This is a genomic window from Paraburkholderia sp. GAS348 (genome assembly GCF_050434205.1).
Classification (GTDB): Bacteria; Pseudomonadota; Gammaproteobacteria; order Burkholderiales; family Burkholderiaceae; genus Paraburkholderia.
Genome location: NZ_JBNPVT010000002.1, coordinates 361,722 through 375,630 on the forward strand (window position 1 = coordinate 361,722; position 13,909 = coordinate 375,630).

Below are 13,909 nucleotides of genomic sequence, written 5' to 3' on the forward strand. Positions count from 1 at the left end.
TCACGCACTCGCGGCTTTGGGCTTGGCCGCGGGTTTGGTGTCCGCGTTGGTTTCCGCTCCGATAGCCGGTTTGGTGCCCGGCTCGACACGCGGTTCAACCGACGTTTCAGCAGACTTTTTTTTCCGCGCCCGGGAAGCGCTCGTGACGCCTCGCGGCTGCCCGGCGTTTTGCGTACCCAGCCAGGCATCGAGCGCGACACCCACCACCGTATCCAGCGGCGCGCTCGGAAACACGGGACACGTGAGGTTGAGCGCGACGATGCCGTGCAGAGTCGCCCAGAACGCCTCCGCCCAAACGGTCACGTCCATCGATGCGGACAAGCGCCCCGCCGCTTTCAACTCTTCGAGCGCGCAGAGCATGATGTGCAACGCGGCTTCGCCGGAGTCTTCGTCCGGTTTCGCCGGCGCGAGGCTCGCCTTTTCTGACACGGGGGGACCCGCGGCCGGTGTTTTTGCCGCCGTGATCTCCGATGCTTCGCCCACCGCACCTGCACCTGCATCTGCACCCGCATCTGCATCTGCATCTGCATCCATGACCGCAGCCCCTGACACAGCCGCCCTCGACGCAGCCGCCACGCCGCCCAGCGCCGCGCCCGTGTAGCTCGGGTCTTCCATGAAGATCAGCCGGTAGGTTTCCGGATGCGCGACACCGAACGCCACATAAGCCCGCCCGAGCGCCCTCAAGCGCTCAGCCGGATCGGCGATCTGCGCAAGCGGCACGAACGTCTCCAGCAATTGCGCATAGCCTTCCGCGCACAGTGCCTGGGCGATCTCATCGCGGCTCGCGAAGTGAAGGTACAGCGTGGCGGGCGAATACTCGATGGCGTCGGCAATCTTGCGCATTGATAGCGAGGCAAAGCCTTCGCGCATCACGATGCGCCGCGCTGCGTCGAGGATGCGCTCGCGCAGCGCCTGTTTCTGACGGCTTTTTCGTTCGACGATTCCCATGACGGACATTTTCGGGTTGACAAACTGAAAAGTCAAATTAAACTGAACACTGTTCACTGAACGGTGTTCACTAAATTCTCATTGATCAACCAACAGATCAATCAACACATCGATCAACACATCGATCAACACATCAATCAACACATCGATCGGCCAACATCCCCCAGGCGCGATACGGCGCCGTCTTCAGGAGTCGTCATGCAAGCCACAGGAAAAGTGGGTTTATTCGGTGCCGCGGGCGCGGCAGGGCAAAGTATTGCGGCGGCTCTCGGCGCGGCGGGCCGGGATTACCGGGTGGTCGGCCGCTCGCGCGCGCCGCTCGAGGCGGCTTTCGGCCACGACCCGCATGCGGAAATCGTCATGTGGAATCCAGACGATCCGGCTTCGATCAGCGCTGCGGCAGCCGGTTTGCAAACCGTGATCTATCTGGTGGGCGTGCCCTACGATCAGTTCGCCGCGCATCCGCCGCTCATGGAAAGAACCCTCGCCGGGGTAACGGCGGCGGGCGTCGAGCGCTTCATTCTGATCGGCACCGTGTATCCGTACGGCCGCGCACGCGGCAATCCGATTAGCGAAAATCATCCGCGCGAGCCCCATACGTTCAAGGGCAAGATGCGGCTCGCGCAGGAAAAACTGGTGCTGGCGGCACACGGGCAAGCCAGCGGATCGACCCGCCTGTCGACGCTGGTGCTGCGCCTGCCGGATTTCTACGGCCCCGGCATCGAACGCAGTCTGCTGAATGGCGTGTTCGAGGGCGCGGCGCACGGCAAACGCGCGCAGGTGATCGGGCCGGTGGATGTGCCGCACGAATTCATCTACCTGCCGGATATCGGACCGGTGGTCGAGAAACTCACGCGCACACCCGACGCATACGGCCGGTGGTGGCACCTGGCCGGCACGGGCACGATCACGCAGCGCGAAGTGGCGAGACAGGCCTATGCGCTGGCGGGCCGCGGGCCGAAGCTGATGGTGGCCGGCAAGACCCTGCTGCGCATGCTCGGCCTTTTCAATCCGCTGATGCGGGAACTGGTGGAGATGAATTACCTGATGACCGAGCCGGTTGTGCTTGACGACTCCGCATTGACGAAGCTGATCGGCCCGATCGCAAAAACCTCGTACGAGGACGGTATCCGCCATGCTTTCGACGCAGCGCGCGAGGCAGCATCGGCGAATGCAAACACGCACCGGAGCGCCGCAAAAACAGCCTGACTGTGGACGGCTTTCGCAAGCGAGAGTATTGGCAGCGCGCCACCCACGTATCAGCGAAAGAGCCGGATCAGCCCGCAACGTTGCCTGGTGGGAAATGGCCGCTCTTGAGCAGCACGGGCGTGCCGTTGCTGATCTGCAAATGCTCGCGCGCAACGGCCTCGATGTGCGGACGCCCGGCGTCGAACGCGCGCATCCAGCCTTCGAGATCCTCTGAGTACGCGCCGAAGTGATCCTCGAGCGCCTCGACCGAAATCGCGCACGGCACCGGTTCGCCGTCCACGAGCGCGGGAAACACCACCGTCAGATTTGAGTCGCGGTAAGCAGGCGCATCCGCGGGAAACCGAATTTCCATGGTCGCCTCATCAGAAGTATCCGGCAGGAAAAGCACACCAGTGAGAACCGGCCGCCCCCGGACATGCCCGTTATGGTACTCGCGCGGCTGGACCGCGGTCCAGCCTCCTTCGCCCTCCTGCCCGATGCCGCGCCACCCGGGCAGATGAGTTCTGCGTGCGAATCGATACGCCGGCTTGCGCCGTGCCGCCTGCCTCTGTCGAACCGGTCCAGCGGCACGGTCTGTGCCGGTGCAGTGACGCCATTTCGGGTTCAGCGAGCGCAATATGGGAAAATCTTCTCTGCTGCACCCCGATGAAAGGAAACATTACGATGCATTTCATGACGCAACTGCGCCGCTCCAGCCGCTTCCGACCCAGCAGCGCCGCGCTTGCGCTAGTCCGCAGGGCGTCCCTGCCCGCCGCCCTGCTGCTCGGCGCGGGTCTCGCCGGTTGCGCATCGTCGAACACCACCTCGCTGATCAATCTGCCGAACGGCCAGACCGGCTTCGCGGTGAACTGCAGCGGCGCCGACGCCGCTTCCAGCTGGGCCTCCTGCTACGTGCAGGCCGGCAATGCATGTGGCGCGACCGGCTACGACATCGTTTCGAAAGACAACGATGAAGGCGGCGCCGCGGGCGGCAGCGTCACTAACGTGGTCTCGGCCAACGTGAAAAACCGGTCGATGATCGTGCGCTGCAAGTAGCCTCAGTGCGCCTGCATCTTCGAGAACATGTTCAACACGGCGACCCCGGCAATGATCAGCCCGAGCCCGATAATGGCCGGCACGTCAGGCACTTGCCGGTACAGCACGAGCGCGACCAGCGTAATCAGCACGATGCCGGCGCCGGACCACACCGCGTAGACGATGCCCACCGGAATGCTCTTCAGCGTGAGCGACAGGCAATAGAACGCGATGCCGTAGCCGATCACCACGACCGTTGCGGGCAACAGCCGCGAAAAACCCTCCGACGCCCGCATTGCGGAGGTCGCGATGACTTCGGCAACGATCGCAATGGCGAGTAATGCATAAGGAGGCATCCGCATCGCCTCAGGCCTTTGCAAGCGCGAGCTTGCTGTAGTCGTGGCCGAGGTGAGCACACAGCGCTTCCACCACCAGTTCGTGATCCGCACGCTGCGGCAAACCGGATACTGTGATCGAGCCGATCACACCGGCGCCCGCTACCGTCAATGGAAACGCGCCGCCATGGGACGCATATTCCGTGACCGGCAAGCCGTGCTTGTCGGCGAGCGTGCTACCCGCATGTTGCATCTTCAAACCGATCGCGTACGAACTGCGCCGGAAATGCGCGACCGTGTTGCCCTTGCGGCGTGCCCAGTCGACGTTGTCCGGCGTAGCACCGTCAAGCAAGCTGAAGAACAGCGGCTGACCGAACGTGCGCACGTCGATGGCGGCGGCGATGCCGCGTGCCCTCGCGACCTCGTGCAGATAGGCACCGACCTGCCATGCGCGGTCGGCGTCGAATTGCGGGAACACCAGCGCGTGTTCCTGTGCGGCAATCACCTGTAGATCGTGAGCGATATCCATGGAGTTCAGAGCAAGGTAAGAGGTGAAGCGCAGCCCGTCGCACATGCATGCCGGCGCGCGAAGAGAATCTGGATTCTAGCGCAGCGCCTTACGAGGGCCTTCCGGTTTGCGACGCCGGCAATGCGCGCCGCGACTTTGGAGAGCGCCGCGCTTTGGAAACCGCTTTGGAGGCCGCTTTGGAAACCTCTCCGCATTGGCGTGCCTCGGCATGTATTGAAGTCGGTTCTTAAATAGCTATTGCGTTGGCTGTCGCTTTGTCCTATAATCTTTTCTTCGACGGACGCGGGGTGGAGCAGTCTGGCAGCTCGTCGGGCTCATAACCCGAAGGTCGTAGGTTCAAATCCTACCCCCGCAACCAAGTAGCTTTTAAATAGCTGAAGCGGTTCGAAACGTCGAAACAATATCAAAGGCTTGCCCAACCGGCAGGCCTTTTTTGTTTTCTGTCTCTGTCCTTTCTGTTTCCCGTTCTCCGCCTCGCAGTTGCGAGGCGTTCTGCACACCCCGTCATTCCCGCCCGCCCCATTGATCCGGACTCCAAACATATCCGCATTCTTCCTCAACGGCAGCAGCAGGCACAAGCGGACACAAGCGCCGGCGGGCGTCTGACCAGTGAAATTCCCCACCCCGTACTGCCCGGCGCGCACCGCCATGCCCCGCTCCCGGCAAAGCTCGCCCCAGTGATAAACTCCCATCACTCTTTCTCGTCCCCTTCCTATGAAATTCTGTTCTGTCTGCGGCCACGGCGTCAGCCTGAGCATTCCGCCGGGTGACAACCGCGAGCGCTTCGTATGCGGCAGTTGCGGCACGGTGCACTATCAGAATCCGCGCAACGTAGTCGGCACCGTCCCGGTCTGGGACGACAAGGTGTTGCTGTGCCGTCGCGCGATCGAACCGCGCTACGGCTACTGGACGCTGCCGGCAGGCTTCATGGAAATGGGCGAAACCACCGCCGAAGCGGCTTCGCGCGAAACGCTGGAAGAAGCCGGCGCGCGCGTCGAGGTGCAAAGCCTGTTCTCGCTGCTGAACGTCCCGCACGTGCATCAGGTGCATCTGTTCTATATGGCGCGCCTGCTCGATCTCGACATCGCCGCCGGGGAGGAAAGCCTCGAAGTGAAACTCTTCGAGGAACACGAAATTCCGTGGGACGAGATCGCCTTCCCGACCGTCGGCCAGACCTTGCGTTTCTTTTTCGCCGACCGTGCCGCCGGCAGCTTCGGCCTGCATACGGGCGATATTTTCCGCTCACTGCGCGAAGGTTGAGCGGCGCGCATGGTTCCCTGGCTCGGACCTGACGATCCGTTTCCCTCCGTCGAGCGCGCGCTCGGCGCGACAAGCGGCGCACCCGGCCTGCTCGCCGCCAGCGGCGACCTGCTGCCGTCGCGGCTGATCGACGCCTATCGGCGCGGCATCTTCCCGTGGTACTCGGACGGCCAGCCGGTCTTGTGGTGGAGTCCCGATCCGCGCATGATCCTGCGCCCCGCCGAGTTCAAAGTGTCGCCGTCGCTGCGCAAGACGCTCAAGCGTGTGCTGCGCGAAGACGCCTGGGAAATCCGCGTCGACCATGATTTCGCCGCCGTGATGCGCGCCTGTGCGCAGGCGCCGCGGCGCGGCCAGCGCGGCACGTGGATCACCGCCGACGTGGTCGAGGCGTATTCGTCCCTGCACCGGGTGGGCGATGCGCACAGCATCGAAACCTGGTTCGAAGGCGAGCGCGTGGGCGGTTTGTACGGGGTGTCGTTCGGCCGGATGTTCTTCGGCGAATCGATGTTCGCGGAGGTCACCGATGCGTCGAAAATGGCGCTCGCCGCGCTTGTCGCACACTTGCGCCGTCACGAAATAGAAATGATAGACTGCCAGCAGAACACGTCGCATCTGGCGTCGCTGGGCGGCCGCGAGATAGCGCGCAAAGCGTTCATTGCGCATGTTCGTGCGTCTGTCGATGCAGCGCCAATTCCCTGGCGCTTCGACAAGACCGTACTGCGCGATGTCGTCGCGCCGGCGGCGTAGGAAGAATCAGGCCGAATCCGGATCCGTCGCCTACCGAGCCGCGGGTCACGAGCCGCAAGGCACGCCGGGTTTGCACTACCAGAGACGCTTCTAGAGCTGCCAACGTGACTCATCCCAACGAGCTGCCTCTTTCCCCGCTTTCCGCGCTGCAATTTTATGCAACGGCGCCCTATCCCTGCAGCTATCTGGATGGCCGCATCGCGCGTTCGCAAGTCGCCACCCCCAGCCATCTGATCAACTCCGACGTCTATACCGACCTCGTCAAAGCCGGCTTCCGCCGTTCGGGTGTGTTCACCTACCGCCCGTATTGCGATGGCTGCCGCGCCTGTGTGCCGGTGCGCGTGCCGGTCGATCATTTCGTGGCGAACCGCACGCAACGCCGGGTCTGGAAGAAGCACGGCGAGCTGGTCGCAACGGTCGCCCCACTGCATTACGACGAAGAACACTACGCGCTCTACATGCGCTATCAGTCGGCTCGGCATGCCGGCGGCGGCATGGACCGCGACAGCCGCGATCAATACGAGCAGTTCCTGCTGCAGAGCCGGATCAACTCGCGGCTGGTCGAATTTCGCGAGCCGCTGCCGGATTATCCGGAAGCGCCGGGAATTCTGCGCATGATCAGCATGATCGACATCCTGGGTGACGGGCTCTCGTCGGTCTATACGTTTTTCGAACCGGGTCTGCCGCACACCAGCTTCGGCACCTACAACATCTACTGGCAGATCGAGCAGGCGAAGAACCTCAAGCTGCCCTACGTGTACCTCGGCTACTGGATTCGCGAGAGTCCGAAGATGGCGTACAAGGCGAATTTCCGGCCGCTCGAAGGCTTGATCGACGGCGTCTGGAAAGTGCTCGATCCCGCCAACATCAATCTGCCGCCGGTCGATCTGGCGATTCAGGGTCGGCGCGGACCACTGCGGCCGTGACATCCGCGGGCGCCACCCGGCGGGGCGGCACCGTCTGCACGCTCCGAAGCTGACGCCGCTGCGCCAGTACGCCTCGCCACATCAGGCAGGTTCGCCCGCAGCGTCCTGGTGCGCACGCCCCCGCGCCCCTTCCAGTTAGTCTCACTCATACCCCAAAGCCGGTAAAATGGCGGGTTCCCATTTTCCGGCCGCCCGGCTTCGTCCTGTGTTCAGTTCCCTCTACCCGCTCGTACGCGCCCAACTCTTTCGCATGGACGCGGAAGACGCTCACCACCTGACCTTGCGCGTGCTCGGCGCCGCCGGCCGCACCGGCCTTGCGGGCGTACTCGCGCCACACGTGCCGGATGCGCCGCGCACCGTGATGGGGCTGACGTTCCGCAACCCGGTCGGGCTCGCCGCGGGTCTCGACAAAGACGGCGCGTGTATCGACGGTCTGGCGGCGCTCGGCTTCGGCTTCATTGAAGTGGGCACGGTCACGCCGCGCGCGCAGCCGGGCAATCCGCGCCCGCGCATGTTCCGCCTGCCGCAGGCGAATGCCGTGATCAACCGGATGGGCTTCAACAACGCAGGCGTCGACCAGTTCGTCAAGAACGTGCAGGCCGCGCGCTATCGCGGCATTCTCGGGCTGAACATCGGCAAGAACGCCGACACGCCGATCGAGCGCGCCGCCGAAGACTACCTGTACTGCCTCGAACGCGTGTACCCGTTCGCGAGCTATGTGACGGTCAACATCTCGTCGCCGAATACGAAGAATCTGCGCCAGCTGCAAGGCGCGGGCGAACTCGACGCGCTGCTCGCGGCGCTCAAGGACAAGCAGCAGCGTCTGGCCGACCTGCATGGCAAGCTGGTGCCGCTCGCGCTGAAGATCGCACCGGACCTCGACGACGAACAGATCAAATCGATCGCCGATACGCTGCTGCGCCATCATTTCGAAGGCGTGATCGCCACCAATACCACGCTCTCGCGCACCGCCGTCACCGGCATGCAATACGGCGACGAAGCCGGCGGCCTGTCGGGCAAGCCCGTGTTCGACGCGTCGAACGAAGTGATCCGCAAGCTGCGCGCCGAAGTCGGCGAGACGGTGCCGATCATCGGCGTGGGCGGGATTTTCTCGGGCGAGGATGCGCGCGCCAAGCTGGCGGCGGGCGCTTCGCTGGTGCAGCTCTATACCGGCTTCATTTACCGCGGACCGGCGCTGGTGGCCGAATGTGCGCAGGCGCTGCGCTAAAGCCTGGCGGCGGCCTGCGGCGCAGCGGGTTCGTGTGTGGCTGGGGCGGCGTGGGCTGCCCCAAGCCGGGTCCACGCCCGGTCCAACCCAGCCTGAATCCGACTCCACCCGGCCCGACCTGAAGCGGGACCTACGGCGGTCCGCTCCGCGCCATCCCCAATCCGCATCAGTAATATAGACATACTCAAACGGTATTTAGATTTCGATAGTCTGCTTTGTTATGCTTTCGTCCGTTAAAACGCCAGACGAAAAAAAGGAACTCGATGAAATTTGGCTTGCTGAAAAAGATGCTCGTCGCCGGCCTGATCGGCGCGTCGTTCACCGCTGTCACCGCCCATGCGGACGACCTGCTCGACCAGGTCAAGCAACGCGGCACGCTGCGCGTCGGTCTGGAAGGCACCTTCCCGCCGTTCAATTCGAAAGCGCCGTCGGGCGAGCTGGTCGGCTATGACGTCGACATCGCCAAAGCCGTCGCCGCGAAGCTCGGCGTGAAGCCGGAGTTCGTCACGACCGAGTGGAGCGGCATCATCGCCGGTCTGCAGGCGAACAAGTTCGACGTGATCGTCAACCAGGTCGGCATCACGGACGCACGCAAACAGGCGCTCGACTTTTCGCCGCCATACACGTACTCGGCCGCTCAGCTGATCCAGCGTAAGGACGACACGCGCCAGTTCAAATCGCTCGACGATCTGAAGGGCAAGAAGCTCGGCGTCGGTCTGGGCACGAACTACATGGACATGGCAAAGTCGGTGCAGGGCATCGACGTGAAGACGTATCCAGGCGCGCCTGAATACCTGCGCGACCTGGCCGCCGGCCGTCTGGACGCGGCGCTGAACGACCGCCTGATGCTCGCGTATCTGATGAAGAACTCGCAACTGCCGCTGCGCACGGGCGCGACGGTCGGCGCGGGCAACCCGTCAGGCATTCCGTTCAGGAAGGGCAATCCGAAGTTCGCCAAGGCGATCGACGACGCGATGAGCCAGCTCCAAGCGGACGGCACGTTCTCGAAGATCTCGGACAAGTGGTTCGGCATCGACGTGAGCAAGCCGATCAAGTAACGCGCGCCGGATGAAACGAAGGGCGGCATCGTCGACGATGCCGCCCTTCGCTTTTGCAGAGGCGCCTATTGCAGACGCGCTTTTGCAGACGTACTTAACGCCCGCCAAAGTTTATGATGTGCGCTTTGCGCGCCAACCCTACCCACCGCTCATGTCCACCACTTCCCTGCTCGTCCAATCGCTTCCTGTGCTCGCACAGGGCGCCGTCCTGACGGTCAAGTTCGCGGTTCTGTCGATGATCTTCGGCCTCTTTGCCGGCGCCGTGCTCGCGGTGATGGGCATCAGCCACAACCGCGCCCTGAACTGGCTCGCGCGCGTGTATGTCAGCCTGTTCCGCGGCACCCCGCTGCTGGTGCAGATCTTCGTGATCTACTACGGCTTGCCGAGTCTCGGCATTTCGCTCGACCCCACACCCGCGGGCGTGATCGCGTTGTCGGCGAACGTGGCGGCGTATCTGTCGGAGAGCATGCGCGGCGCGATTCTGGGCATTCCCAACGGCCAATGGCTGGCCGCCTATAGCCTCGGACTCTCGCGGCGCCAGACGCTGCGCTACGTGATCGCGCCGCAAGCCTTGCGCATCGCCGTGCCGAGTCTGTCTAACAGCTTGATCAGCCTGATCAAGGATACGTCGCTGGTGTCGGTGATTACCGTGACCGAACTGCTGCGCAGCGCGCAGGAGATCATCGCGTCGACCTATCAGCCGCTGCCGCTGTACCTCGCGGCAGCCGCGGTCTACTGGGTGCTGTGCCAGGTGCTCGAGTGGGTGCAGCACTGGTACGAACGGCGCCTTGCGCTGCCGGCGCGCCACTGAGCGTCCATGCCTCGCCCGGAGTCACGCGAGTCGGCGCTGTCATCGCGATCGTAGCCGAACATCGGATACGCCTCACTCCCCCGCGAACTTAAGCCCCAACGCGGCACGCGCGGCATCCGCCATCTCGATCATCTGCAGCGACTTGCCATGCGGCATCAGCGGACTCTCCAGCTGCCCCGCTCGAATCAGCTCGCAAAAATGCGCGGTCTCGTAGTTCAGACCGCCGCCCTCGAACGGCTCGTCGAGTTCGACCACACGACCATTGGCGTACCGGATCGTCGCGCGCGCCGGATTCCACCAGGGCTCATGAATCGTGACATGCCCGCCGTTGGCCATCAGCAACGCGTCGCCCTTGCCGTGCAGGTCGAGTCCGCAAAACAGCTGAGCGATACCGCGCTCATGCTGGCTGTTCAGGCTCGCGAACGTATCGACGCCGGTCGAGCCGAGCCGCCCGAGCGTCTGCACCTCACGGGGCGCACCGAGCCAGTCCACCGCGAGAAACATTTCGTAGACACCGATATCGAGCAGCGCGCCGCCCGCATGCTCGAACGACAGCGACGGATGATCGTCCGGCACGCCCGGCACCGAACACCCGGCACGCACGAGACCCACCTCGCCGATCGGCTCGGCATCCAGATGTGCGCGCAAAGTCCTGTAGAGCGGATAAAACGGCGGCTTCATGGCTTCCATGAAAAGCCGTTGCTCGGCGCGAGCGACATCGAGCACGCGCACGAGTTGCTGCTTGTTGATGGTGGCGGGTTTTTCGCACAGCACGTGCAGACCGGCTTTCAGCGCGGCGATCGCGTACTCGGCGTGACTGTCCTGGACGGTGGCGATATAAAGCGCGTCGATACCGCTCGCGAGCAGCGCGTCGAAACTCGCGCACACCTCGCCGCCGAATTCTCCGGCGAAGGCCAAGGCCGGTTCGGTGCGACGCGACCACAGCGCGGTCAATTGCGCGTGCGGCACATGAGCGAGTCCAAGAGCGAAGCGACGGGCAATGCGGCCCGTCCCGACGATCCCCCAGCGAATCATGCCGCCCGAGGAGGCCTCTTGCGTTGCGATTGTCATCGTTCCTTCGAGTCCATGCAGTTCAGAACAGGCGCTATTGTGACGCAAGCCGCGCGCCTACGCGCGGGCATGCTGCCACACCGTCCGTCATGCCAGGTCTCCCGGGAAGACAATCCGGGCCGCCGCCGCAGCGGCCACGCTCAGCCGCGCATCGGCGGTTCCGAAGTGAACCTGCTGCCGATCTCTTCCGCGGTGTAGTCGATCATCGCCAGCGAGGCGATTTCCGCTTCCTTCGGATCGCGCCGTTCGATCGCTTCGACCACGCGTTGATGCGTGCTCACCGCCTCCTCCCACAACCCGTCCTTCTGACTGACGATCGGGTTGACGGTCGACAGCGCGCCGCGGATGATCGCCGCCATCTGTTTGAAGAACTGATTGCCGCTCGCCACCACGATGCGCGCGTGGAAGAGTTCGTCGGCGGCCTGATAGCCGGGCTCGCCCGGCCGGATCACACGGAACGTTTCGAACGCTTCGCGAATCGCGGTGATGTCGGCGGCACTGCCGCGCGCGGCCGCCTGTGCCGAGGCACGCGGTTCGATCAGGATGCGAAACTCGATCACGTCGCGTAGAAACAGGGGATCGGGCTTCGCGCGAAAACGCCAGTTCACGACGTCCTCGTCGATCATGCGCCAATCGCTCATCGGCCGGATGCGCGTGCCGATCTTGGGCCGCACGTCCAGCATGTCGCGCGCGAGCAGCATCGACAGCGCCTCGCGCATGACGGTGCGGCTGACGTCGAACTCCTTCGACAGCACATCCTGCGGTGGCAGGATGGCGCCGTACTTCTCCTCGACAATGCCGGTCACGAGCCCGTCCATGACTTTACTGACCAGCGATCGATCCTTGTTTGCCTGTTCCATTTGACCTCTCCCCGAAGCGGTGTTTGCCCCCGCGTAGCCTGTTGATCAAGCGGCCCTGATGTGTCGTTTTATCGTTATGTCGTTGTTCTTTTACGATACGTTGCTAGCTTCGAAACGGTTGCGCCAGTTGGGAAACGTCCTGAGAGGGTTATCCCTCTGAAGAATTGTTTCTTCCGTGTAACGCCGCATGTTTTGACGGGCCATAAGCTTGCGCCTCAAGCGTGCCTGCGTTGCAAAATTTGCATCGTGCGAAGACGCACGTAGTGAATCGAATTGTCTGATCCTCTCCCCGCGGCGGTTCCGGACAGGCGCCAAAAGACTGGCGTAACGATGCGGCGCGTCAGGCGTCGAGCAGCGTTGGCCTTGAATGTGAAAACGCGGGCGAATTGAAAGGAAACCCAGCGAGCTTGCCGCTTTAGCGCGTGCCAATCGCGTTCAGCCAGGACGCCGCCGCCGGGGGCTACAGCCACTTGATTACAGGAGTTCGAACGTGTTGACGGACGCCGCGCCGTCGCGCTCGCGGCGCCGCGTCCCGAAGGGCGGCTGGCTGCCGCGCACCTGGCGCGTCAGGCCGATGAACGGCACGCCATGTTCGAGGTACGGCCCTTCCGTCTTACGAAAGCCGAATTGCTCGTAGAAGTCGCGCAAGCCGAGCGGCGCGCTCACGCGCGCGGCGCGTCCCGGCCAACGCTCGGCGATCGCCTGCAGCACCCTTTCGAGCAATTGTTCGGCAGTGCCGTCGCCGCGCCGCAGCGGGCTCGTCAGCACCTTGTCGATGGTGACTTCCGGATCTTCGGCGTCGCCGGGTTGCAGGCGTGCGTAGGCCAGGATCGGCATGGGCCGCGCCATGTCCTCGGCCGCGAAGACATGCAGCGCGTGCTCGTCGCGGCCATCGGCGTCAAGACAGACGTGCGATTGCTCGACCACGAAGACCGCGCTGCGCGCCCGCAAGATCAGATACAACTCACGTGCCGAAAGCTGCTCGAATTCCAGCGTTTTCCAGTTCATCGCGTTCCCCAGTGGTAATAAGTTCAGCGAGGACGGCATCGCACGCCGCCCTCGACGGCCTGGTCCAACACGCCTGTTGCCCTGGCTACACGGTACGTCCGCGAAACGCGTGTTTCCGTGCGGCATCGCACTGACGCTGGGCTTCGACAATCCTTGAATACGAGCGTAGGGACAGGGTGTAGCAAGAAGCCGCAATTCGCGCAGCAACCCGCTCTGCTGCTTCCGCATGTTGAATTCGCCAAGCTGGTTCGGCCCGCGCTGAAAGGCGCCGCGCTCGCCGAAGCATCGGCTGAATTGTTGGGTGCGCATCGAAACCGGCTGCCGCTGACCAAGCCGATCTCGCGGTGGCGCGAGGCATTTCCTGCGCATCCCGGGACGCCGCTGTGCTGCCGCGGTGAATTGCGGTGGCTTGATTTCGTCTTCGGAATGGAGCGATGCATATGCACTGACCGGAAGCGTGCCTGTGCGGCATGCCGAACGCGGGTGGCCCCACACGCATGGCGAGCCCACTTTATATCCTCTGACGTTGAAGCCTGCTGACGAACCGCGCCCGCATCGTGCGACTCCGCCCCGTTGAAAAATTCGTTGCACATGCATCGAATGCGGTGTTTAACGCAGACGCAACACGCATGGCACTCGTCGGCGAAGTCCGCGCGTTCAATGCGATATCCGCCACCTTCCAGGGCTGAATGTCGTCCCTGAACTAGCCATCCCGTCGCAATGCGCCAAAACCTCGCTCTGCACGAACCCGCCTGTCTGGTCTGCGGAATCACTGTCGGTTCTTTTGCAACTTCCCGGTCTTCAAACAGGACACTCCGTACCGCACCGCACCCGGCGTATGGAACACAACTGAATCAATTCCGGCACACTCCGGACGGCCCCCGAGAACGCACATGCAAAGGCCA

General features: G+C 63.5%; 15 protein-coding genes, 1 tRNA gene and 1 pseudogene. 10 read left to right on the forward strand and 7 right to left on the reverse strand.

All coding sequences use genetic code 11. The annotated features are described in order from the left end of the window. Positions 1–948: a TetR/AcrR family transcriptional regulator gene (locus P3T22_RS04600; RefSeq protein WP_429324323.1), complete on the reverse strand. Its 948-nt coding sequence runs from the start codon at positions 946–948 to the stop codon at positions 1–3. 198 nt (positions 949–1,146) lie between these two features. On the opposite strand from P3T22_RS04600, the gene P3T22_RS04605 reads away from it, so the two are divergent. Beyond that, positions 1,147–2,157, forward strand: a complete 1,011-nt coding sequence (locus P3T22_RS04605) for an NAD-dependent epimerase/dehydratase family protein (protein ID WP_429324324.1) — start codon at positions 1,147–1,149, stop codon at positions 2,155–2,157. A 67-nt stretch (positions 2,158–2,224) separates the two neighbouring features. Here the strand turns inward: P3T22_RS04605 and P3T22_RS04610 are convergent, their stop codons facing one another. Further along, positions 2,225–2,509 (reverse strand): DUF1488 domain-containing protein, encoded by a 285-nt coding sequence (locus P3T22_RS04610; RefSeq protein WP_429324325.1) that lies wholly within the window; start codon positions 2,507–2,509, stop codon positions 2,225–2,227. Between the two features lie 311 nt (positions 2,510–2,820). On the opposite strand from P3T22_RS04610, the gene P3T22_RS04615 reads away from it, so the two are divergent. Continuing rightward, positions 2,821–3,192 (forward strand): hypothetical protein, encoded by a 372-nt coding sequence (locus P3T22_RS04615; RefSeq protein ID WP_429324464.1) that lies wholly within the window; start codon positions 2,821–2,823, stop codon positions 3,190–3,192. Between the two features lie 2 nt (positions 3,193–3,194). Here P3T22_RS04615 and P3T22_RS04620 read toward each other — a convergent pair whose 3' ends face one another. Next, entirely contained in the window at positions 3,195–3,527 is a 333-nt protein-coding gene (locus P3T22_RS04620) for a DMT family transporter (RefSeq protein WP_063496368.1), read from the reverse strand. A gap of 10 nt (positions 3,528–3,537) precedes the next feature. Further along, complete coding sequence (locus tag P3T22_RS04625) at positions 3,538–4,035, reverse strand: heme-degrading domain-containing protein (RefSeq protein ID WP_063496369.1); 498 nt, start codon at positions 4,033–4,035, stop codon at positions 3,538–3,540. Positions 4,036–4,316: 281 nt separating this feature from the next. On the opposite strand from P3T22_RS04625, the gene P3T22_RS04630 reads away from it, so the two are divergent. The 7 genes from P3T22_RS04630 to P3T22_RS04660 all read left to right on the forward strand — a co-directional run bounded on the left by P3T22_RS04630 (position 4,317) and on the right by P3T22_RS04660 (position 10,065). Beyond that, a tRNA-Met gene (locus P3T22_RS04630) sits at positions 4,317–4,393 on the forward strand. A gap of 356 nt (positions 4,394–4,749) precedes the next feature. Next, the gene (locus tag P3T22_RS04635; RefSeq protein WP_035550671.1) at positions 4,750–5,295 is read left to right on the forward strand and encodes an NUDIX hydrolase; all 546 of its coding nucleotides are present in this window, start codon (positions 4,750–4,752) and stop codon (positions 5,293–5,295) included. A 9-nt stretch (positions 5,296–5,304) separates the two neighbouring features. Further along, a complete protein-coding gene (gene aat / locus P3T22_RS04640; RefSeq protein ID WP_063496370.1) occupies positions 5,305–6,042 on the forward strand; it encodes a leucyl/phenylalanyl-tRNA--protein transferase in 738 nt (245 codons plus the stop codon). A 104-nt stretch (positions 6,043–6,146) separates the two neighbouring features. Next, on the forward strand, positions 6,147–6,968 hold the full coding sequence (locus P3T22_RS04645; protein ID WP_429324326.1) for an arginyltransferase: 822 nt from the start codon (positions 6,147–6,149) through the stop codon (positions 6,966–6,968). A gap of 166 nt (positions 6,969–7,134) precedes the next feature. After that, positions 7,135–8,196, forward strand: coding sequence for a quinone-dependent dihydroorotate dehydrogenase (locus P3T22_RS04650; RefSeq protein ID WP_181448366.1), 1,062 nt, complete (start codon positions 7,135–7,137; stop codon positions 8,194–8,196). 263 nt (positions 8,197–8,459) lie between these two features. Beyond that, positions 8,460–9,254, forward strand: coding sequence for a cystine ABC transporter substrate-binding protein (locus P3T22_RS04655; protein ID WP_429324327.1), 795 nt, complete (start codon positions 8,460–8,462; stop codon positions 9,252–9,254). 151 nt (positions 9,255–9,405) lie between these two features. Then, a complete protein-coding gene (locus tag P3T22_RS04660; RefSeq protein WP_429324328.1) occupies positions 9,406–10,065 on the forward strand; it encodes an amino acid ABC transporter permease in 660 nt (219 codons plus the stop codon). 72 nt (positions 10,066–10,137) lie between these two features. On the opposite strand, the gene P3T22_RS04665 is transcribed toward P3T22_RS04660, so the two are convergent. From P3T22_RS04665 to P3T22_RS04675, 3 genes are all read right to left on the reverse strand, one after another. After that, complete coding sequence (locus tag P3T22_RS04665) at positions 10,138–11,136, reverse strand: Gfo/Idh/MocA family protein (RefSeq protein WP_429324329.1); 999 nt, start codon at positions 11,134–11,136, stop codon at positions 10,138–10,140. A gap of 140 nt (positions 11,137–11,276) precedes the next feature. Then, positions 11,277–11,996 (reverse strand): FadR/GntR family transcriptional regulator, encoded by a 720-nt coding sequence (locus P3T22_RS04670; RefSeq protein WP_063496374.1) that lies wholly within the window; start codon positions 11,994–11,996, stop codon positions 11,277–11,279. 474 nt (positions 11,997–12,470) lie between these two features. Continuing rightward, positions 12,471–13,004 (reverse strand): GNAT family N-acetyltransferase, encoded by a 534-nt coding sequence (locus P3T22_RS04675; protein ID WP_429324330.1) that lies wholly within the window; start codon positions 13,002–13,004, stop codon positions 12,471–12,473. Positions 13,005–13,187: 183 nt separating this feature from the next. Between P3T22_RS04675 and P3T22_RS04680 the strand changes: the two are divergent. Further along, positions 13,188–13,382 (forward strand): annotated as a pseudogene (locus P3T22_RS04680) (DUF1839 family protein); the annotation flags it as partial. Positions 13,383–13,909: the final 527 nt, after the last annotated feature.